This is a genomic window from Streptomyces sp. NPDC021096 (genome assembly GCF_040641275.1).
Lineage (GTDB): Bacteria > Actinomycetota > Actinomycetes > Streptomycetales > Streptomycetaceae > Streptomyces.
This window is the reverse complement of sequence record NZ_JBFADG010000012.1, coordinates 96,369-115,809: the sequence shown is the minus strand read 5'-3', so window position 1 is coordinate 115,809 and position 19,441 is coordinate 96,369. Positions and strand designations below refer to the sequence as shown.

Genomic DNA, 19,441 nt, shown 5'->3' with positions numbered 1-19,441 from the left:
TGGATCTTCGCCAGGCCCAGTCCACAGACTGTCACGCGACATGCCACTCGCACCACCACTGCACCATCGCAAGGGGAGGATTTCTTTGTCCGCGCATCGGGGATCAGGTCTCACCCGCCGTCTCGTCCAGCTGTACGGCGGGGTCGTGCTGTACGGGGTCAGTTCCGCCCTGCAGCTGCGGGCGGGCCTCGGGCTGGCGCCGTGGGACGTGCTCAATCAGGGCATCTCCCGCCACACCGGCATGTCGATCGGCACCGCCACGATCGTGGTGGGCGCGGCGGTGCTGCTGCTGTGGATCCCGCTGCGACAGCGCCCCGGGCTCGGCACGCTCTCGAACGTGCTGCTGATCGGTCTGGTGATCGACGCCACGCTGAGCCTGACGCCCGCCCCCACCTCCCTGTGGGTGCGGATCCCGCTGCTGCTGTTCTCCATAGTGCTCTGCGGGGTGGCGACCGGCCTCTACATCTCGCCCCGCTTCGGGACGGGGCCGCGCGACGGCCTGATGACCGGGCTGCACCGCCGTACGGGGCGCTCGGTGCGGCTGGTGCGGACCTGCATCGAGGTCGTGGTGCTGGCGACCGGCTTCGCGCTGGGCGGCTCGGTGGGCGTCGGCACGGTGCTCTACGCGGTGGGCATAGGCCCGCTGGCACAGTTCTTCCTGCGGGTCTTCGCCCTGCCCGAGAAGGGGCTCCCGCAGGCGCCGGAGGAGCGCCCGAAGGTACCGGAAGTGGCGCTTCCGACCACGCCTGTCCGCGAATGCCCGGACCCGGTTTAGGCGTGAACCAAGCGGGCCGGTAGTGTACGCCTCTGACCCACCGGACGGACCGTTACTGCGCGCTCAAGCAGCAGAAACACAGGGTGACATCTGTTGTCAGATGTGACAAAACGGGCGCTGGTGGGTACAACAAGGGGCGGCACGACGGGCGACGCATGTCCCTCAACGGGGAATCTTCACCGCCGACCGGACGTTGACCGGATGACGACGACAGCGACACCTGTCCTGTGGGCGACAAGCCCGGGAGGCACGATTCATGAGTGAGCGAGCTCTCCGCGGCACGCGACTTGTGGTTACCAGCTACGAGACCGACCGCGGCATCGATCTGGCACCGCGCCAGGCGGTGGAGTACGCATGCCCGAACGGCCATCGATTCGAGATGCCGTTCTCGGTAGAGGCGGAGATTCCGCCGGAGTGGGAGTGCAAGGCGTGCGGCGCCGTGGCACTCCTTGTGGACGGCGATGGGCCGGAGGAGAAGAAGGGCAAGCCCGCGCGTACGCACTGGGACATGCTCATGGAGCGGCGTACCCGCGAGGAGCTCGAGGAGGTGCTGGCCGAGAGGCTGGCCGTCCTGCGCTCCGGTGCCATGAACATTGCCGTGCACCCGCGGGACACGCGCAAGTCCGCCTGACGGCGGAAGCACCACCAGCACGACAAAGGGCCCGGGCCACTGCTCACGCAGTGGCCCGGGCCCTTTGTCGCATCCGTACGGGGACCGCCGGCTACCTCGGCAGCTGGGGTCCGCCGGGGCGCGGCGCGGGCGGCTCGTCGTCGCGGACGACCTCGCCCTGGACCACCGTGCCGCCGCCCTGACCGGCGCGCGCCTGGCGGAACGCCTCGCCCAGGCTCCCCGGGCCGGCGCCGCCCGCGCGCTCCAACCGGCGCCCCACCGTCCTGCGCAGCAGCGCCCGGGTCGGCGGGAAGAGGCACAGCAGCCCGGCCACGTCGGAGAGCAGGCCCGGCACCATCAGCAGCAGGCCGCCCAGCATCGTCAGGGCGTTGCCGCCGCCCGTCTCCGGCGCGGGGGCCGCCCCGGGCGTCTGCAGGGACTGGGTCAGGCGCTGCCAGGCCCGCCGGCCCGCCCGCTTGATCACATACGATCCGGCGACCACGCCGCCGGCCAGCAGGGCGAAGACCGTCCAGCCGCCCGCCGCACCGGCCACCAGGGTCAGGAGCCAGATCTCCAGGACCGCCCACGCGGCCACGGCCAGGGGGATGAGCCGGCGGGCACGGCCGCGCTTGGGCGGCCGGCTGTTCAACGTCTGCTGCTGCGCTCCGAACGTCATGCCTCAAGTGTGCCCGGAGGGTGGCGGAACGGCCGGAGCGGGCTTATGGGGACCTTACTGGTCCCGGCCCAGCGCCTTGGAGGCCCGGGAGCCCAGCCCCCAGGACGTGACCCGCCACAGGGCCTCGGCGACGATGTCACGGCTCATCTTGCTGTCGCCCAGCTCGCGCTCGACGAAGGTGATGGGGACCTCCACGACGTGGAAGCCCGCCTTGACCGCGCGCCAGGCCAGGTCGACCTGGAAGCAGTAGCCCTGGGAGGCCACCTCCTCCATGCCCAGCCCCTCCAGCGTCTCGCGCCGGAAGGCACGGTAGCCGCCGGTCACGTCACGGATCGGCACGTCGAGCATCAGGCGCGAGTAGGTGGAGCCGCCGCGGGAGAGGAACTCGCGGTAGCGCGGCCAGTTCACCACCCGGCCGCCCGGCACCCAGCGGGAGCCGAGCACCAGGTCGGCGCTCTTGAGCGCGGTGAGCAGCCGGGGCAGCTCCTCGGGCTGGTGGGAGCCGTCGGCGTCCATCTCCACCAGCACGCCGTAGCCGTGGTCCAGGCCCCAGCGGAAGCCCGCCAGATAGGCGGCGCCGAGCCCTTCCTTGCCCTTGCGGTGCAGCACCTTGACGTGCTCGTCCTCCGCCGCCATCTCGTCGGCGAGCTTTCCGGTGCCGTCGGGGCTGTTGTCGTCGGCGACGAGGACGTGCGCCTCCGGTACCGCCTCGCGCACCCGCGCGACGATGGACTTGATGTTCTCCGCCTCGTTGTAGGTCGGGATGATCACCAAGGTCGTGCCGAGCGGACCATATCTCCGCTGACCATCGTCGTTCACTTCTGCCCCTCCTTGTCAGGACGTCCCCGGCGGCCGATCAGGACTGCGGCCGCGCAGGACAGAAGGCCCACCATAGCGAGCACCCATTCGGGAGCCGCACCGGCGCGGTCCGCGACGGTCGTCCCGTCCCGCAGCGGGATGCTCGCGGTGATCACGTCCCGGGTGAACTCCTCGCTGCGCTGCAGCACCCTGCCGTCGGGGGAGACCACCGCGCTGATGCCGCTCGTCGCGGCGGTCACCACGGCCCGGCCGTGCTCCACGGCCCGCAGCCGGGACATCGCCAGCTGCTGCTCGGGCTGGCCGGTGCGGCCGTAGGTGGCGTTGTTGGTCTGGACGACCAGGGCCCGGGCGCCGGCCTTGACGGTGTCGCGGACGATCTCGTCGTAGGCGACCTCGAAGCAGATGACGTCACCGAGGCGGGCCGGGCCGAGCTGCAGCACACCGGTGTGGTCGCCGGGGTAGAAGTCGCGGGGGACGCGCTGGAGCCGGGTGATGACCTTGCTCAGCTGGTCCCGGAAGGGCACGTACTCGCCGAAGGGCACCGGGTGCTGCTTGGCGTACGAGGCGCCCGGACCGCTCCTCGGGTCCCAGACGATGCCCTTGTTGTCGATGTAGCCCTGCTTGCCCGGGTGGTCTATGAGGGCGCCGACCAGGACCGGTACGCCGACGGCCCGTACCGCCTCCTCGATCCGGTCGCGGGCCTGGGGGTACTGGAACGGGTCGAGGTCGGAGGAGTTCTCCGGCCAGATGACCAGGTCGGGCCGCTTCTTCTTGCCCGCCTGGATGTCCCGGGCCAGCTCGAGGGTGGCGTCCACGTGGTTGTTGAGGACCATCAGCGGACGGCCGAGGAAGTCCATGCCGGGCTTCTCGACGTTGCCCTGCACGATGGCGATGTCCACCGTGTCGTCGCCCTTGGTGGGCACCGGGACGGCGTACCCGGCCACGAGCACGGCCGCGGCCAGCCCCAGGGCTCCCACGCCCGGCAGCGCCGCCCGCGGGCTCCACGGGCCCGTCCGCAGCCGGTACGCGGCGACCGCCCCGTAGGCCAGCAGGGAACCGGCCAGAGCCACCCCGAAGGTCACCAGCGGCGCCCCGCCGAGGGCGGCGAGGGGGGTGAAGGGGGAGCCGGTGTTGGCGAAGGCGAGCCGTCCCCAGGGGAAGCCGCCGAACGGCACCCGGTCACGCGCCCACTCCTGTGTGATCCACAGGCAGGCGCCCCACAGCGGCCACCCGGGCAGCCGCGAGCTCACCGCCAGGCCCGCGCCGAGCGCGGCCACGAACAGCGCCTCGACGACGGACAGGCCCAGCACCGCGTCGTAGCCGACCACGTGCAGCCAGCGCAGCAGGACGAAGAAGAACGGCAGCGCGAAGGCGAAGCCGCTCCAGGCGCCCTGCCGCGCGGTGCGCCCGCGGGTCAGCAGGGCGAGCACGGCCACGGCGACGACCGACAGCGGCCACAGGCCGTACGGCGGGAAAGCCGCGGCCAGGGCGAGGCCGCCGGCGGCGGCCAGGGCCGTTCGGGGCGCCTCGCGGCGGGCGAGCCGGGCCAGGCGCACGGCCCGTCCGGGGCGCGCCGCATCGGCCGGTCGGGAGGGCACGCTGTCGGCCGCCGACGGGCTCACTGCGGCTTCTGGGGTGGTTTCGGGACCCGGGGGCACGGTCGCGCCTTCCTGGAGCTTTCGGGGTATCAGCTGACCGTACCTCGCTCCGGGCGCGCCGCGGCCCGGCGGGTGGCCGGGCGATCTCGCGAGGGGGCGGAAAGGGCGGAATGGGGGCCCGGTGTCCTTCGTACCGACCTGGGATCCGCTGGCTGCGGGTCGACCGAGAGCCGTTGTCTACTGAACGTCCGGGCCCCACCCGGGTCGCACCTGCCGGCCCGGCGGAACCTTCCCTCGCCCCCGTGCGCTGGACCTGGCTCCCAGTGGCGGCGCGCCTGCTCGGCACCCCGCCCCATGGCCCAGCGGCGCTCGACGACTGCGTGGAGATTCACCGGTCGGACGTCCTGTGGTGGACAGCGGAGAACCTACCCGCCGCCGCCCGGACCGTGTCAACACCCTCGCGACCTGCGTGCCTCTTTCAAATCAGCAGGTCAGTACGGCAGATGACGCAGGGCGGCGACCGGCCGCGGCACGTCGTTCGGCGGTACGCCGATCTTGACGCGTCACTCGTTCGGGCCCGCATGCACCGTGTGGCCGCCCACGACGGTCCGCAGGCAGACCGGCAGCGGGCCCCCCGGAATGAGCTCGGGCAGGCCCGGCGTGCCCGAGCGGGGGTCGGTGGACCAGTTGGCGACCCGGGTGTCGGGGACCTGGACGACGAGGTCGCCGGTGCGCCACAGGGCGTAGTCGGCGGGCGCGCCCGGCACCAGGATGCCCGCGTCGTCCCGGCCGATGGCCCGCCAGCCGCCACGGGTGTGCGCGGTGAACGCGGCCCGGACCGAGATGCGGTGCTCGGGCGTGCGGTGGAAGGCGGCGGCGCGGACCGTGCCCCAGGGGTCCAGGGGCGTGACGGGGCTGTCGGAGCCGAGGGCGAGCGGGACGCCGGCGCGCAGCAGCGCCGCGTACGGGTTGAGGGTGCGGGCGCGCTCGGGGCCCAGGCGCCGGGCGTACATGGCCTCCTCGCCGCCCCAGGCCGCGTCGAAGGCGGGCTGGACGGAGGCGGTCAGGGCGAGTTCGGCGAAGGCGGCGATGAGCTCGGGGCTGAGCATCTCGGCGTGCTCGACGCGGTGCCGGGCGGCGCGGACGCGGGCGAGGCCGAGCTTGTCGGCGGCGGTGCGCACGCCCTCGACGACGGCCGAGAGCGCGGCGTCGCCGATGGCGTGGAAGCCGGCCTGGATGCCGGCCTCGGTGCAGGCGATGACGTGGGCGCCGATGGCCCCGGCGTCGAGGTGGGCGACGCCGTGCTGCCCGGCGGCGTCCGCGTACGGCTCGTGGAGGCAGGCGGTGTGGGAGCCGAGCGAGCCGTCGACGAACAGGTCGCCGGCCGCGCCGATCGCGCCGAGTTCGCGGACCCGCCCGGCGCCCTCGACGGAGGTGAGCGCCTCGGCCCAGTAGCCGGTCACGCGGGGGCCGGCCTCCGCGGCGGCCAGGCTCAGCAGCCCGGTGAGGTCGTCGGCGCTGGAGATCTCGGGCCCGGCGCACTCGTGGAGGGAGCCGATGCCGAGCGAGGCCGCGCGGGCGAGCGCGGCGCGCTGCGCCTCGGTGCGCTGCGCGGGGGTGACGCTGTCGTACGCGGCGGCGCGCACGGCGTGGTGGGCCGGGCCGGTCAGGGGCGCGTCGGCGGCGTATCCGCTGATCTCACGGGCGCGGGGCACGAGGTCGAGCAGGGCGGTGGTGACGACGGCGGAGTGGACGTCGGAGCGGGTGAGGTAGAGCGCCCGGCCGCCGGTGGCCTCGTCGAGCTCCCGGCGGGAGGGGGGCCGCCGCTCGGGCCAGGCGCTGGCGTCCCAGCCGTGCCCGAGGATGACCCGGTCGGCGGGGCGGGAGGCGGCGTGGGCGCGGATGCGCTCGAGGGCGTCGGCGAGCGTGGCGACGCCGGTGAGGTCGAGGCCGGTCAGCGCGAGGCCGGTGGCGGTGGTGTGCACGTGCGCGTCGGTGAACGCGGGGGTGACGAGCGCCCCTTCGAGGTTGACGACGTCGTCGACGCCGTCGGCGAAGGAGTCCGCGGCGCCCTCGGAACCGACCCAGGCGATGTGGCCGTTCTCGACCACCATGGCGGTGGCGAAGGGGTCCGCGGGGCTGTGCACGGTGCCGTTCCGCAGCAGAACGGTACGGTGCGGCTGGTCCTGGAAGGCGGTGCGCTCGCTCATGGGGATCAGTGTGGCCCCCGTGCCGCCACTTCCCGAAACCGGGCCCGCTCCCCCGCGCGTGGGAGGAGCCGGCGAACGGCCCGCCTCAGCCGACTCTCGGCGGCCGCGCCTCGTAGGGGGTGGACAGCACGATCGTGGTGCGGGTCGAGACGCCCGCCAGCGAGCGGATGCGGGCCAGCAGGTGTTCCAGCTCCAGGGGCGTGGCGACGCGCACCTTGAGGATGTAGTTCTCGTCGCCGGCGACGCTGTGGCAGGCCTCGATCTCGGGGATCTCGGCGAGCCGGTCGGCGATGTCGTCGGGGGCGCTGGGGTCGAAGGGCTTGACCGAGATGAACGCGGTCAGGGGCAGCCCGACGGCCTCGGGGTCGACGACCGCCGCGTATCCGCGGATGACGCCCCGCTGTTCGAGCCGGCGCACACGCTGGTGCACCGCCGAAGTGGACAGGCCCGTGGCCTTGCCCAGGTCGGTGTAGCTCATCCGCCCGTCCTTGACGAGCAGTTCCACGATTTCTCTGTCCAACTCCTCCACATGGGTCAACCTACTGCGTCCCTGCGTGTCCAGGACAGCCGACGGCGCCGCAGGCGCACTGCGTATGTGACAAACACCACAGGTATGCACCCGTGTCCTCCCGTACGCGGCGATTACCCGACTCTCCACGAGGGAAGTGCTTGCTGTGGCCGAGGCCGAGGTGCCTGGCCGGCCCATCCGAGGGGGAAAAACACTATGCCCAGCCTGGAACGCCTGGAGAACGACGGCGACGGCAGCCCGTACGACTTCGAGACCTACGAGATGTTCCGGGTGACGTGCCCGGACTGCGCACGGCCCATCGCGCTGCTCGCCGACGAGGACGTACTGCCGGAGCACGCGCTCTGCCCGTCGCCGTGGAACCCCTTCGGGCTCACGGTGTGCCCGGGCTCGGGGCGCGGCATGGAGGACGCCTCCGCGGCCGACGAGTCGCTGACCGCGCAGGGTCTGGACGCGGCGATGCTGCTCACCCTGCCCGAGAGCCTGGACTGGCGCACGCAGCCGTTCTCGCACATCGGCGGGCCCGGCTCGCGCCCGCTGCGCGTGCCGGAGATGCGCCGCCGGCCCTGAGCGCGCGCCGCCCGGGGCGGGCGCGCCCCGGGCGGTCCCGGGTCAGCCGACGTGGGTCTCGGGGCCCGCGAGGTGGCGGGCGATGACCATCCGCTGGATCTGGTTGGTGCCCTCGACGATCTGCAGGACCTTCGCCTCGCGCATGTAGCGCTCGGCGGGGAAGTCGGCGGTGTAGCCGTAGCCGCCCATGAGCTGGACGGCGTCGGTGGTCACCCGCATCGCGGCGTCGGTGCAGAAGAGCTTGGCCATGGCGGCCTGGCGGGAGAAGGGCCTGCCCCCGTCGCGCAGGCGGGCGGCGGCGAGGTAGAGCGAGCGGCCGGCCTCTATCTGGGTGGCCATGTCCGCGAGCATGAAGCGCAGCCCCTGGAAGTCGGACAGCGGGCGCCCGAACTGCCGGCGCTCGGTGACGAAGGCCAGGGCCTGGTCGAGCGCGGCCTGGGCGACGCCGACGGCGCAGGCGGCGATGCCGAGGCGGCCGGAGTCGAGGGCGTCCAGGGCGATGGCGAAGCCCTGGCCCTCGGCGCCGAGGCGGCGGGAGTCGCCGATCTCGACGCCGTCGAAGTGCAGTTGCGCGGTGGGCGAGCCCTTCATGCCCATCTTGCGCTCGGGCGGCGCGGCCGACAGGCCCGGGGCGTCGCCGGGCACGAGGAAGGCCGTGATCCCGTGGGGCCCTTGGCCGCCCGTGCGGGCCAGGACGGTGTAGAAGTCGGCGATCCCGCCGTGGGTGATCCAGGCCTTGGTGCCCTCGAGGGTCCAGGTGTCGCCGGTGCGGGTGGCGCGGGTGCGCAGGGAGGCGGCGTCGGAGCCGGAGGACGGCTCGGAGAGGCAGTAGGCGCCGAGCAGGCCGCCGCCGAGCATGGCGGGCAGGTGCTCCTGGCGCTGCTCCTTGGTGCCGTAACCGGCGAGCGCGTGGCAGGCGAGGGTGTGCACGCTGACGCCCAGGCCCACCGTGAGCCGGGCCGCGGCGAGCTCCTCCAGCACCTGCAGGTAGACCTCGTAGGGCTGGTCGCCGCCGCCGAACTCCTCGGAGTAGGGCAGGGCGAGCAGGCCGGACGCGGAGAGCAGGCCGAAGACCTCGCGCGGGAAGTGCCCGGCGTCCTCCTCCTCGGCCGCGTGGGGCTCGATCTCCCGCCGGATCAGATCGCGGACGAGCGAGATCAGGTCGTGGGCCTCCTCGGTGGGCAGCTGACGCTCCACCGGCTGCGGGCCGTGCTCGGTCATGACGGCGGCTCTCCTCCCTGTCGGGCGCGGCGGCGGCGGGCGCGCAAAGGGTGTCGGCGGCGCCACCGTGGTCGCCCAGCCGAAGGTCCCGTGCCGGGTTGCGGACCGTGGGTGACCTGCGGCTGTGGCGCTTGGAGTATGCCCGATCGGGGGCCTGACGTCACGGGTCTGCGGATCTTGAACAGTTCTCCGCGAGGTTTGGTCCGAACCATTGACCCATTGGTCTAGTCCTTCTACGGTTTCCCCACCGTTCAACGCGTCCATGCCAACACCCGGGACGCCGGTCACCCCCGCCGCTCTCCCCACCCACCGAGGAGAACCATGCCCCGACCGCACGGAATCCGCCGCCCCCACGCCCTGCTCGCCTCGGCGGCGGCCGCCGCCACGCTCCTGGCCACCGCCCTCGCCGCGGCCCCGGCCACCGCCGACACCCCGGACGACGACACCGCCGCCGGCAAGCGGGTGGTCGGCTACTTCACCAACTGGGGCGTGTACGAGCGCAATTACCACGTCAAGAACATCGAGACCTCCGGCTCGGCCGCCAAGCTCACCCACATCAACTACGCCTTCGGCAACGTCACCGGCGGCAAGTGCGCCATCGGCGACGCCTACGCCGACTACGACAAGGCCTACGACGCGGCCGGCAGCGTCGACGGCAAGGCCGACACCTGGGACGACGGCGCCCTGCGCGGCAACTTCAACCAGCTGCGCAAGCTCAAGAAGCTGCACCCGGGCCTCAAGGTCGTCTGGTCCTTCGGCGGCTGGACCTGGTCCGGCGGCTTCGGCGAGGCCGCGAAGAACCCCGCCGCCTTCGCCGAGTCCTGTTACGGCCTGGTCAAGGACCCCCGCTGGGCCGACGTCTTCGACGGCATCGACATCGACTGGGAGTACCCCAACGCCTGCGGCCTGACCTGCGACACCAGCGGCCGCACCGCCTTCCGCGACGTGATGGCGGCCCTGCGGGCGAAGTTCGGGGGCAAGAACCTGGTCACGGCCGCCATCACCGCCGACGCCTCCGCCGGCGGCAAGATCGACGCCGTCGACTACGCGGGCGCGGCACGCTACGTCGACTGGTACAACCCCATGACGTACGACTACTTCGGCGCCTGGGAGGCCAAGGGCCCCACCGCCCCGCACTCCCCCCTGAGCTCCTACAACGGCATCCCGAAGGCCGGCTTCAACACCGACGCCACCATCACCAAACTCACGTCCCTGGGCATCCCCTCCTCCAAGCTCCTGCTGGGCCTGGGCTTCTACGGCCGCGGCTGGACGGGTGTCACCCAGTCCGCCCCCGGCGGCACGGCCACCGGTCCCGCGAAGGGCACCTACGAGGCGGGCTTCGAGGACTACAAGGTCCTGAAGTCGAAGTGCCCCGCGAACGGCACGGTCGGCGGCACGGCCTACGCCAAGTGCGGCAACGACTGGTGGAGTTACGACACCCCGTCGACCATCGCGGGCAAGATGGCGTACAAGAACCGGCAGAACCTGGGCGGAACGTTCTTCTGGGAGCTCAGCGGTGACACCGCGAACGGCGAGCTGATCAAGGCGATCAACTGATCCACGGTCACGGGCGGCTGATCCACGGTCATGGGCGGCCGAACTACCCTGAGCGGAACCGAGCCCGCACAAGGAGCCGCCGCCCATGACCGTCACGCTCGACCTGGACTTCTTCCGCCGCTTCCTGGACCGCGCCACGCGCGTCCTCGTCGCCGAGGCCGCACACCTGACCGAGCTCGACGCGGCCATCGGCGACGCCGACCACGGCGCCAACCTCAAGCGCGGCTTCACCTCCGCCGCCGAGGCGGTCGCCGCCGAGCCGCCCGCCACCCCGGGGGCGCTGCTGACCGCCGTCGGGGTGCACCTGACCAACACGGTCGGCGGCGCCTCCGGCCCGCTGTACGGGACCGTGCTGCGCCGCATGGGCAAGATCCTGGGCGAGGACCCCGTCGTCGAACCCGCCACGCTGGGCCGGGCGCTGGCCGCGGCCGTGGCGAGCGTACGGCGGCTCGGGGACTCCGCCCCCGGCGACAAGACCATGGTCGACGCCCTGCAGCCGGCCGCCGACGCCTACGCCGAGGCCCTGGAGCAGGGCGATGTGACGGCCGCTCTCGACGCGGCGGCCCGCGCGGCCCGCGCGGGCGCGGAGGCCACAATTCCGCTGCAGGCGCGGCGCGGGCGCGCCAGCTATCTGGGCGAGCGCAGCATCGGCCACCAGGACCCGGGCGCCACCTCCTCGGCGCTGCTGCTGACCGCGCTGTGGGAGGCCACGGACCCGGCGCTGTGCGCCCGAGTACCTCAGGCGGAGGCGGAGGAGCGGGAGGCGGCGCCCCTGCCGGAGCGGAAGGCCGGGCGGGTCGGCGTCGTGCTGGTCTCGCACAGCCGCGAGGTCGCCGGGTCGGCCGCGGCGCTGGCCCGGGCCCTGGTCGGCACGGGTGACGCGGCGCCGGTCGCACCGGCGGGCGGCCTGCCCGACGGCTCGATCGGCACCAGCGCCGAGCTGGTGCGCCGGGCGGTACAGGACGCCGACGAGGGCGCCGGCGTGGTCGTCCTGTGCGACATGGGCAGCGCGGTCCTGACCGTCAAGACGCTGCTGACGGAGAAGGGGTTCGAGGAGGTGCGCATCGCGGACGCGCCCTTCGTGGAGGGTGCGGTGGCGGCCGCGGTGACGGCGTCGGCGGGCGGCGACCGGGCGGCGGTCCTCGCGGCGACGGACGACGCGCGGACGTACCGCAAGCTCTGACGGCCCCGGCCTGTCAGGGCCGTGCCGCGGGCCGCGGCAACCGAACAGATGTGGCCGACACGAGGGCGACCGCGGGACATTCGACGGGAAAGTCTGGAACTGTCTACGTGTTCCCTTTTCCCTTCCCTTGTCGTCCCGGTGTTCCGGCGACCCCGGCTCGGAGGTCCTGCCACGGTGTCGCGCACCCTGTCGATGTCGCGGTCGAGGCCGGGCGGCGTGCCCTTCGCTCTGGCCCTGACCTACCTCATGGCCGTGGTGATCATCGATCTGGTGACCCCCGCCGACCTCCGCCTGGACATGTACGCCGCACTGGCGCCCATGACCGCGGCCGCCCTGTGCACCTACCGCCAGACGGTGTTCGTCGGCGTCCTGGACTTCGGCCTGATGGTGGCGCACCACGGGGTGCTGCCCGCGGGGATGCCGGCCGTCAACCGCGTCGGCTCCGTGCTGGGCAACGCCCTCATGGCCGGCGCGAGCATCGCCGTGGCCCGGCTGCGGCGCGACGAGGTCGACCTGCTGGAGCGGGTGCGCGCCACCGGCGAGGCCGCCCAGCGGGCGCTGCTGCGGCCGCTGCCGCTGCGCACCCGCCGCGTGGTCGTGGACGGCTTCTACGTGTCCTCGCAGCGGGAGGCGCTGATCGGCGGCGACATCTACGAGGTCGTCGACACCCCGTACGGGACGCGGGTGCTGATCGGTGACGTGCGGGGCAAGGGGCTCGGCACGCTCGGTGCGGGGGCGGCGGTGCTGACGGCGTTCCGGGAGGCCGCGTACCACCGGCAGGACCTGGAGGGCGGGGTGGTGGCGATGGAGCAGGGGCTGTACCGCTACCACCGCTCGGTGGAGTACGAGGCGAGCTCGGGGGGTGCGCAGGCGGCGGAGGAGTTCGTCACCGCGCTGGTCTTCGGCACGGAGGAGGATCCGGAGGACCCCTCGGAGCGGCCGGATGCCGCCGGCCGGGTGCGGGTGGTCTTCCTCGACTGCGGGCACGTGGCCCCGTTCCTGATCGGTTCGGACGGCGGCGTCCACGAGCTGGAGCAGGACCCGGGCCTGCCCCTGGGGCTCGGCAATCTGGTGCCGCAGCCGCGCTCGCCCCGGCGGATCGCGCTGCCGGCGGACTGCCGGGTGCTGGCCTGCACCGACGGGGTCACGGAGGCGCGCGGCCCGGACGGCGGCTTCTATCCGCTGGCCGAGCGGCTGAACGACTGGGCGGGCCTGCCGACGCCCGAGCTGCTGGCGCGGCTGCGCGCCGACCTCGACGCGCACACCGGCGGCCGGCTGCAGGACGACGTGGCGGTCCTGGTGATGGAGCGCGCGGCCGACGCCCCCGCCGGGCCGCGGGAGGCCGGCTGACATGCGGGCCCGTCAGCGCGTGAACAGCTCGAAGGCCACGCCGGGCCGGCCGCCGAAGCGGTCGGCGACGGCGGCCATGCCGCCCTCGAGGAACCGGCGGCAGTACGTCCGCGGGGCCTCGTCCGTGAGCGCCTCGATGTACGTGCGATGACAGAGCAGCGACTCCACGGCCCGCTCGAAGCCGGCGCGCGCGTCCACGGCATGGGTGGGCTGCGGGGAGCCGGCGACGGCCACGTACCGCACGCCGTTCCAGGGCATCAGGCCGTCCTCGACGAGCTCGGGGAAGATCCAGCGGTTGCCGGCGTCGGCGGCGGCGTCCAGGACGGCCCGGCCCACGGCCCGGTGGTCGGGGGTGTTCCAGAAGCCGCCGCTGCCCGGGTTCCAGGTGTCGCGGTGGTTGAGGGTCAGCACCAGCTCGGGGCGGTGGCGGCGGATGGCGGCGGCGAACTCGCGGCGCAGGGCGGTGCCGTACTCGAGGGTGCCGTCGGTGTGGCCGAGGAACTCCACGCTCCCCACCCCCACGGCGGCGGCGCTGGCCCGCTGCTCGCTCTCGCGCAGGGGCGCGGCCTCGGCGGGGGTGACGGTGTCGATGCCCGCCTCGCCAAAGGTGGCCAGCAGGTAGGCGCACTCGCGGCCGTCGTCGGTCCAGGCGGCGACGGCGGCGGAGGCGCCGTACTCGAGGTCGTCGGGGTGGGCGACGACGGCGAGGGCGCGCCGCCAGTCGGTGGGCATCTCGGCGAGCTGGTCGGACATGGCGTCTCCTTCGCGTCCGGTCTTCCACGGTCGATGCGCCCCGGGGCAGCGTATGCGGGGCGTCGCCGCCGCTTTTCGCTCTTCTTCGCGACACGCGGGAACTGGGGGGACGCGCGGTCCGACTATCTGATCCGGGCCCGTATCGGCGGGCCCGGGAACGTCGAGCTTCTGGAGAGTTACTGATGCGCCCTCGTGCGTGGTGCGGTGTGCTGGCCGCTGTGGCCCTGTCGGCGACGGCTTGCGGCGGCGGTGGCGGTGAGGCGAAGAAGGCCGACGACGCGGCCGCCGGCGCGAAGGCCGGGTTCCCGGTGAGCGTCAGCGACTGCATGGGCGCGAAGACGGCGTTCGACGCGCCGCCGCAGCGGATCGTCACCAGCAACTCCGCCGGCCTGGAGCTGCTGATGTGGCTGGGCGCGGGCGACAAGGTCGTCGGTACGGGCTTCCCGCCCGGCAAGGGCGTCCTGCCCGAGCAGTACGGCGAGCAGGCGGCGAAGGTGCCGGTGCTGGGCAGGACGGTGATCCCGAAGGAGAAGCTGCTGGGCTCGGGCGCGCAGCTGTACGTCGACTCGTTCTCCTCCATGAAGAACATGGGCAAGATGGGCGACGCCCCCACGCCCAAGGAGTTCGAGGCGGCGGGCATCAAGCACGTCTTCCTGAAGTCGACGGCCTGCGCGGCGATGAACAAGTCCGCCCGCACGGACCTGTCGGGCGTCGAGGCCGACATCGAGGAGCTCGGCAAGGTCACCGGCACCTCGAAGCGTGCCGCCGAGCTCGTCGAGGGCATGCGCAAGAAGACGGGCGAGGTGCGGGGCGCCCTCAAGGACGTGCCCGAGGACAAGCGGCCGACCTACTTCCTGTTCGACTTCGACGCCGGCACCAAGCAGCCGATGGCGGTCTGCAACCGCCAGGTCGCCAACGCCGTGATCACCATGGCGGGCGGCCGGAACGTCTTCGCGGGCTGCGACGGCGACTTCAAGCCCGTGGGCTGGGAGGACGTCGTCGCCAAGAACCCGGACTACATCCAGCTGGCCGTGCGCAACCGCGGCAGCCAGGAGGCGAACGACAAGGCCTTCGACGAGGCCGCGGCGTTCCTGAAGTCCTTCCCCGCCACCGCCGAGCTCGAGGCCGTCAAGGCGGGCCGCTTCCTGCGCATCGGCTCCGAGCGCACCACGATCGGCGGGGTGCGCAGCGCCGACACGGTGCGCGAGATCGCGCACGTACTCCACCCGGACCGGGTCAAGTAGATGACGACGCTCGCCGACGCCGGCAAGGCGCGGGAGGATCGTGAAGGGGCCGCCCGCACGGTGGGCGCCGGCTGGGCGTGCGCCGCGCTGGGGGCCGGCCTGCTGGCGGCGCTGGTCGCCTCCGTCTGTCTGGGCTCGACCTCGGTGCCGCCGGCGGACGTGTGGTCGGCGGTGGTGCGCGGCATCGGCGGGCAGGGGCCGGTGCCCGGCACCCAGGACCTGATCGTGTGGCAGCTGCGGGTGCCGCGCGCCCTGCTGGCGGCCGTGGTGGGCGCGGGCCTGGGCCTGGTCGGCACGGCCGTCCAGGCCCTGGTGCGCAACCCGCTGGCCGACCCCTATCTGCTGGGCATCTCCAGCGGGGCGTCGCTGGGCGCGGTCTCGGCGATCGTGCTGGGGGCGAGCACGGGCGGGGCGCTGGGGCTGGGACTGTCCTCGGCGGCGTTCGCCGGGGCGCTCGCCTCCTTCGCGCTGGTGTGGACCTTCGCCCGGCGCGGGGGCGGCTTCCGGCCGCTGCGCCTGGTGCTGGCGGGGGTGGGCATCGGGCAGTTCCTGTCGGGCTTCACGCATTACCTGGTGCTGCAGGCCGGGGACGAACAGCAGACGCACGGCGCGCTGTTCTGGCTGATGGGTTCCCTGGGCGGGGCCCAGTGGGCCACGCTCGCCCTGCCCACGGCCGCCGTGGTGCTCGCCACGGCGGCGCTGCTGGCCCGGGCCCGGGGGCTCAACGCCATGCTGATGGGCGACGAGACCGCCGCCAGCCTGGGCGTGGACGTGACGCGGCTGCGGCGCGAGCTGTTCGTGGTGACGAGCCTGCTGACCGGCGTGCTGGTGTCGGTGTCGGGGGCGATCGGCTTCGTGGGGCTGATGGTGCCGCACGCGTGCCGGATGCTGGTGGGCGGCGATCACCGCAGGCTGCTGCCGGTGGCCGGGCTGTTCGGCGCCCTGCTGCTGGTCGTCGTCGACCTGCTGGCCCGTACCGTTCTTCCCGACCAGGAGCTGCCGGTGGGCGTGGTGACCGCGCTGATCGGCGCGCCGACGCTGCTGTACCTGCTGGACCGACGGATGGAGCGGCTGTGAGGATCGCCATCGAGGGCCTGGAGGTGGCACTGTCGGGGCGGACGGTGGTCTCCGGGGTCGACCTGCTCGCCGACGACGGTGAGATCGCCGGGCTCGTGGGTCCCAACGGAAGCGGCAAGTCCACGGTGCTGCGGACCGTCTACCGGCATCTGGCGCCGCAGGCCGGCCGGGTGCTCGTCGGCGGCACCGACATCCGGCAGCTGACGCCGCTGCAGTCCGCGCGGCAGGTCGCGGCGCTGCCGCAGGAGCGGGGCACCGACTTCGAGCTGTCGGTCCGCGAGGTCGTCGCCATGGGCCGTACGCCCTACAAGCGGGCGTTCGCGGGCGAGGACGCGGCCGACCGGGACGCGGTGACCGAGGCGCTGGCCCAGGCGGGCATGGCGGGCGCGGCGCGGCGCCGGTTCTCGGCGCTGTCGGGCGGCGAGCGGCAGCGGGTGCTGCTCGCCCGGGCGCTGGCCCAGGACCCGAAGGTGCTGGTGCTGGACGAGCCGACCAACCATCTGGACGTGCGCCACCAGGTGGAGTTGCTGGCCCTGCTGCGGGCCCAGCGCCGTACGACGCTGCTGGCGCTGCACGACCTGAACGCGGCCGCGTCCGTGTGCGACCGGCTGCACGTCCTGCACGAGGGGGCGGTGGTGGCGTCGGGTGCGCCGCGCGAGGTGCTGACGCCCGAGCTGCTGGCGGAGGTGTTCGGGGTGCGGGCCGCGGTGGTCGAGCACCCGCTGACCGGGGATCCGCTGATCGCCTTCGACCACCGGTCGCCGGCGGAGGCGGGGGCCGTGGTCGTACCGGTCAGCTGATCCGCTGTCCGGCGCGTGAGACGAGGGGAGGGGCTGATGCGGACGCATCAGCCCCTCCCCTCGTCTGCGCGTGTCAGCGCGGGGCTTCGAAGTGGCTCGGCCGCCCGTCGCGCAGGACGAGGCGACCCAGCTTTTCGGCGTCCGCGCGGTGCACCAGCCGCGCCGCTCCCCCGGCCTCGCGCAGCACGGCCGTGTGCCAGGGCGTGGCCCACGCGTCGGCGGACTCCAGGAGCCGGATGCCGAACTTGGCGGCGCCCGGCCGCTGCGGGTGGATCGACAGCCGTACGGAGTGGGGGTGGCAGTCGGCGATGAGGTCGCCCCAGGCGCGGCTGCGGGCGATGACGCCGTACGCCCGGCCGCGGCACTCGCGCTGCAGGGCGGAGCGGGTGCCGGTGAAGCCCGCGGTGTCCTCGACGAGGAAGCGTGTGATGCCGCGGTAGAGCCGGGCGGTCTCCTCGTCGCCGCGGACGAGGGCGCGCAGGGAGTCGAGGGAGGGGGCGTAGGCCTCGCTGACCAGGGCGCGCTTGGTGTCGTAGTCGGCGTCGCCGTGCACGTGGCGCATGTCGAAGGTCTCGAGGTGGCGCAGGCCCTCGTCGCGGATCATGGCACGCAGGCCGTCGCCGTAGGCGTCGATGTGTGCGTCGGGGACGTCGATGAGGTCGCCGAAGATGTGGCCGTCGGAGCAGATGAGCATGCGGGCGCCCGGCGCGTATATCTCGCCGATGCGCGCGCACAGCCGGTCGAGGAAGGCCAGCGAGAGGCGTTCGCCCTCGTCGGGGAGGTGGCCGAGGACCTTGGCGGGGTTGGGGGACTTGCAGGGGAAGCCGGGGAGGGTGAAGAGCACCGGCAGGCCCGCGTCCGTGAACCGCCGTATCTGGCGCAGCTGTTCCGGGTGGGCGCCGGGTTCGCACGGCCCCGGCTCGGTGGTGCGGTGGTAGGGCAGCAGGAGCCCCAGGATGCGGGTCGCGACGTCCGCGGCGTCTGCGGCGGTGGTGCCGGGCGCGGGCGCGGTGAGGGTGTCGCTGCAGGTCGTCATGCGGTCGTTCCACGGGAGTACGGGCACGCGGGCCGGTCGAAGGCGACGGGCAGCTCGGCCGTGCCGCGGCCGAGGACGGCCGGGATCCAGGAGAGCTCCTCGTCGGGGACGGCCAGGCGCAGGCCCGGCAGCCGGGTGATCAGGGTGGCGAGGGCGACCTGGAGTTCGATGCGGGCGAGGGCCGCACCGGGGCAGAAGTGGATGCCGTGCCCGAAGGCCAGGTGCGGGCCCTGCGCCCGGTCGAGGTCGAGGGTGTCGGGGTCGGGGAAGCGCTCGGGGTCCCGGTTGGCGGCGCACAGGGAGACGATCACGGAGTCGCCGGCGGGCACGCGGGTGCCGTGCAGCTCGGCGTCCTCGGCGAGGAAGCGCCAGGTGGTCAGCTCGAAGGCGCCGTCGAGGCGCATCAGCTCCTCGACGGCCGCGGGCATGAGCTCCGGTTCGTCCCGCAGCCGGGCCAGCGCGTCGGGGTGGCGCAGCAGGGCCACCAGGGCGGTGGTGATCTGGTTGGTGACCGGCTCCTGGCCGGCTACGAGCAGCTGGAAGATCATGGAGTCCAGCTCCTCCGCCGTCAGTTCGCCCGCGTCGCGGGCGGTGACCAGGCGGCTGAGGAGCCCGTCGCCGGGGTGCTCGCGGCGGTCGGCGACGACCTCGGCGATATAGCCCTGCAGTTCGCGCAGCAGCGCCTCGTACGCGGGCCGGCCGGGGTCGGTGGGGCCCACGGGCGCCACGACCTTGCCCCACTCGCGACGGAAGCGGGCGGCCAGGTGCGGGGGCAGGCCGATGACTTCGGCGAGGACCTGAAAGGGGAAGCGGGCGGCGAAGCAGCGGACCAGATCGACCGTGCCGCCGCCGGCGGTCCCGGTTCCGGTTCCGGTTCCGGCGGGCATGGCGTCTACGGGCGCCTCCGCCGTCCCGACGACCCCGGCGTGCGCCGTCGTCCGGGCCGGCGCGTCCGTCATCGCGTCCACGAGCGCCTCGGCCATCTCCTGGAACCGCGGCCGCAACTCCTCCACGCGGCGCGGGGCGAAGGCGTCGGTGACGAGCCGGCGCATGGCGGTGTGCTTCGGCGGGTCCTGGTGCAGGAGGTGGACCTGGAGCTGGGAGTGCTGCGGCTCGGGCATGATCGAGGCGCGTTCGCGCCAGCGGTCGTTGCCGCGCGCGTGGTTCTTGCCGAGCCGGAGGTCGGCGAGGGTCTGCTGGGCGGCGGCGTGGCCGGTGACCAGCCAGGCGGTGACCCCGCTGGGGAAGAGGACCCGGTGGATCGGCCCCGCCTCGCGCATCCGCGCGTACAGCGGATAGGGATCGCGCTTGTACTCGGGGCCGTAGAGGGGTACGGGGTCGGGCAGCGACACGGTGGGCTCTCCTCGCGAAGTCGTGGACCCCTGAGAAGTCGGATGGAACGCCCGGCGGGTTCCCGGCCGTTCACACCCGTTCGC

General features: G+C 73.6%; 18 protein-coding genes and 1 pseudogene. 10 read left to right on the top strand and 9 right to left on the bottom strand.

Annotated elements, in window-relative coordinates; translation table 11 throughout:
- Positions 1 to 85: 85 nt before the first annotated feature.
- Positions 86 to 775 (top strand): hypothetical protein, encoded by a 690-nt coding sequence (locus AB0G59_RS18115; protein WP_360912677.1) that lies wholly within the window; start codon positions 86 to 88, stop codon positions 773 to 775.
- A 256-nt stretch (positions 776 to 1,031) separates the two neighbouring features.
- A complete protein-coding gene (locus tag AB0G59_RS18110) occupies positions 1,032 to 1,406 on the top strand; it encodes an RNA polymerase-binding protein RbpA (protein ID WP_004948858.1) in 375 nt (124 codons plus the stop codon).
- A gap of 91 nt (positions 1,407 to 1,497) precedes the next feature.
- On the opposite strand, the gene fxsA is transcribed toward AB0G59_RS18110, so the two are convergent.
- The 5 genes from fxsA to AB0G59_RS18085 all read right to left on the bottom strand — a co-directional run bounded on the left by fxsA (position 1,498) and on the right by AB0G59_RS18085 (position 7,217).
- Positions 1,498 to 2,061 (bottom strand): FxsA family membrane protein, encoded by a 564-nt coding sequence (fxsA, locus tag AB0G59_RS18105; RefSeq protein ID WP_360912674.1) that lies wholly within the window; start codon positions 2,059 to 2,061, stop codon positions 1,498 to 1,500.
- A 54-nt stretch (positions 2,062 to 2,115) separates the two neighbouring features.
- Positions 2,116 to 2,880: a polyprenol monophosphomannose synthase gene (locus tag AB0G59_RS18100; RefSeq protein ID WP_360912672.1), complete on the bottom strand. Its 765-nt coding sequence runs from the start codon at positions 2,878 to 2,880 to the stop codon at positions 2,116 to 2,118.
- On the bottom strand, positions 2,877 to 4,502 hold the full coding sequence (lnt, locus tag AB0G59_RS18095) for an apolipoprotein N-acyltransferase (RefSeq protein ID WP_360912670.1): 1,626 nt from the start codon (positions 4,500 to 4,502) through the stop codon (positions 2,877 to 2,879). The genes AB0G59_RS18100 and lnt overlap by 4 nt, the downstream gene beginning before the upstream one ends.
- 539 nt (positions 4,503 to 5,041) lie before the next feature.
- Positions 5,042 to 6,688 carry an amidohydrolase gene (locus AB0G59_RS18090; protein WP_360912668.1) on the bottom strand — a complete coding sequence of 549 codons (1,647 nt, stop codon included), beginning with the start codon at positions 6,686 to 6,688 and terminating at the stop codon, positions 5,042 to 5,044.
- 85 nt (positions 6,689 to 6,773) lie between these two features.
- Entirely contained in the window at positions 6,774 to 7,217 is a 444-nt protein-coding gene (locus AB0G59_RS18085) for an Lrp/AsnC family transcriptional regulator (protein WP_030365423.1), read from the bottom strand.
- Positions 7,218 to 7,412: 195 nt separating this feature from the next.
- Here AB0G59_RS18085 and AB0G59_RS18080 point away from each other — a divergent pair, with 195 nt between their 5' ends.
- Positions 7,413 to 7,784 carry a hypothetical protein gene (locus AB0G59_RS18080; protein ID WP_360912666.1) on the top strand — a complete coding sequence of 124 codons (372 nt, stop codon included), beginning with the start codon at positions 7,413 to 7,415 and terminating at the stop codon, positions 7,782 to 7,784.
- 42 nt (positions 7,785 to 7,826) lie between these two features.
- On the opposite strand, the gene AB0G59_RS18075 is transcribed toward AB0G59_RS18080, so the two are convergent.
- On the bottom strand, positions 7,827 to 9,005 hold the full coding sequence (locus tag AB0G59_RS18075; protein ID WP_360912664.1) for an acyl-CoA dehydrogenase family protein: 1,179 nt from the start codon (positions 9,003 to 9,005) through the stop codon (positions 7,827 to 7,829).
- Between the two features lie 321 nt (positions 9,006 to 9,326).
- On the opposite strand from AB0G59_RS18075, the gene AB0G59_RS18070 reads away from it, so the two are divergent.
- From AB0G59_RS18070 to AB0G59_RS18055, 4 genes and pseudogenes are all read left to right on the top strand, one after another.
- Complete coding sequence (locus AB0G59_RS18070; protein WP_360912662.1) at positions 9,327 to 10,562, top strand: glycoside hydrolase family 18 protein; 1,236 nt, start codon at positions 9,327 to 9,329, stop codon at positions 10,560 to 10,562.
- Positions 10,563 to 10,647: 85 nt separating this feature from the next.
- Positions 10,648 to 11,262, top strand: a pseudogene (gene dhaL, locus AB0G59_RS18065) (dihydroxyacetone kinase subunit DhaL); the annotation flags it as partial.
- 105 nt (positions 11,263 to 11,367) lie between these two features.
- On the top strand, positions 11,368 to 11,745 hold the full coding sequence (locus AB0G59_RS18060; protein WP_360912745.1) for a PTS fructose transporter subunit IIA: 378 nt from the start codon (positions 11,368 to 11,370) through the stop codon (positions 11,743 to 11,745).
- Between the two features lie 216 nt (positions 11,746 to 11,961).
- Complete coding sequence (locus tag AB0G59_RS18055) at positions 11,962 to 13,095, top strand: PP2C family protein-serine/threonine phosphatase (protein ID WP_360912660.1); 1,134 nt, start codon at positions 11,962 to 11,964, stop codon at positions 13,093 to 13,095.
- Between the two features lie 12 nt (positions 13,096 to 13,107).
- Here AB0G59_RS18055 and AB0G59_RS18050 read toward each other — a convergent pair whose 3' ends face one another.
- Positions 13,108 to 13,848: a PIG-L deacetylase family protein gene (locus tag AB0G59_RS18050; protein ID WP_360912658.1), complete on the bottom strand. Its 741-nt coding sequence runs from the start codon at positions 13,846 to 13,848 to the stop codon at positions 13,108 to 13,110.
- Between the two features lie 182 nt (positions 13,849 to 14,030).
- On the opposite strand from AB0G59_RS18050, the gene AB0G59_RS18045 reads away from it, so the two are divergent.
- From AB0G59_RS18045 to AB0G59_RS18035, 3 genes are read left to right on the top strand one after another with little or no spacing between them, the layout of a single operon-like run.
- The gene (locus AB0G59_RS18045; RefSeq protein ID WP_360912656.1) at positions 14,031 to 15,092 is read left to right on the top strand and encodes an ABC transporter substrate-binding protein; all 1,062 of its coding nucleotides are present in this window, start codon (positions 14,031 to 14,033) and stop codon (positions 15,090 to 15,092) included.
- Positions 15,093 to 16,169 carry an iron ABC transporter permease gene (locus tag AB0G59_RS18040; RefSeq protein ID WP_071962825.1) on the top strand — a complete coding sequence of 359 codons (1,077 nt, stop codon included), beginning with the start codon at positions 15,093 to 15,095 and terminating at the stop codon, positions 16,167 to 16,169.
- Complete coding sequence (locus AB0G59_RS18035; RefSeq protein WP_360912654.1) at positions 16,166 to 16,969, top strand: ABC transporter ATP-binding protein; 804 nt, start codon at positions 16,166 to 16,168, stop codon at positions 16,967 to 16,969. Before AB0G59_RS18040 ends, AB0G59_RS18035 begins: the two co-directional genes overlap by 4 nt.
- 73 nt (positions 16,970 to 17,042) lie before the next feature.
- Here the strand turns inward: AB0G59_RS18035 and AB0G59_RS18030 are convergent, their stop codons facing one another.
- Together AB0G59_RS18030 and AB0G59_RS18025 are read right to left on the bottom strand one after the other, a co-directional pair.
- On the bottom strand, positions 17,043 to 18,005 hold the full coding sequence (locus tag AB0G59_RS18030) for an isocyanide synthase family protein (protein ID WP_360912652.1): 963 nt from the start codon (positions 18,003 to 18,005) through the stop codon (positions 17,043 to 17,045).
- Positions 18,002 to 19,357: a cytochrome P450 gene (locus AB0G59_RS18025; RefSeq protein ID WP_360912650.1), complete on the bottom strand. Its 1,356-nt coding sequence runs from the start codon at positions 19,355 to 19,357 to the stop codon at positions 18,002 to 18,004. The genes AB0G59_RS18030 and AB0G59_RS18025 overlap by 4 nt, the downstream gene beginning before the upstream one ends.
- Positions 19,358 to 19,441 lie beyond the last annotated feature (84 nt).

Excerpts from the sequence above, each read along its gene's own strand:
- AB0G59_RS18050 (WP_360912658.1), bottom strand. The coding sequence starts at position 13,848 with ATGTCCGACCAGCTCGCCGAGATGCCCACCGACTGGCGGCGCGCCCTC.
- AB0G59_RS18040 (WP_071962825.1), top strand. The coding sequence starts at position 15,093 with ATGACGACGCTCGCCGACGCCGGCAAGGCGCGGGAGGATCGTGAAGGG.
- AB0G59_RS18080 (WP_360912666.1), top strand. The coding sequence starts at position 7,413 with ATGCCCAGCCTGGAACGCCTGGAGAACGACGGCGACGGCAGCCCGTAC.
- AB0G59_RS18090 (WP_360912668.1), bottom strand. The coding sequence starts at position 6,688 with ATGAGCGAGCGCACCGCCTTCCAGGACCAGCCGCACCGTACCGTTCTG.
- fxsA (WP_360912674.1), bottom strand. The coding sequence starts at position 2,061 with ATGACGTTCGGAGCGCAGCAGCAGACGTTGAACAGCCGGCCGCCCAAG.
- AB0G59_RS18075 (WP_360912664.1), bottom strand. The coding sequence starts at position 9,005 with ATGACCGAGCACGGCCCGCAGCCGGTGGAGCGTCAGCTGCCCACCGAG.
- AB0G59_RS18045 (WP_360912656.1), top strand. The coding sequence starts at position 14,031 with ATGCGCCCTCGTGCGTGGTGCGGTGTGCTGGCCGCTGTGGCCCTGTCG.
- AB0G59_RS18110 (WP_004948858.1), top strand. The coding sequence starts at position 1,032 with ATGAGTGAGCGAGCTCTCCGCGGCACGCGACTTGTGGTTACCAGCTAC.
- AB0G59_RS18070 (WP_360912662.1), top strand. The coding sequence starts at position 9,327 with ATGCCCCGACCGCACGGAATCCGCCGCCCCCACGCCCTGCTCGCCTCG.
- AB0G59_RS18030 (WP_360912652.1), bottom strand. The coding sequence starts at position 18,005 with ATGACGACCTGCAGCGACACCCTCACCGCGCCCGCGCCCGGCACCACC.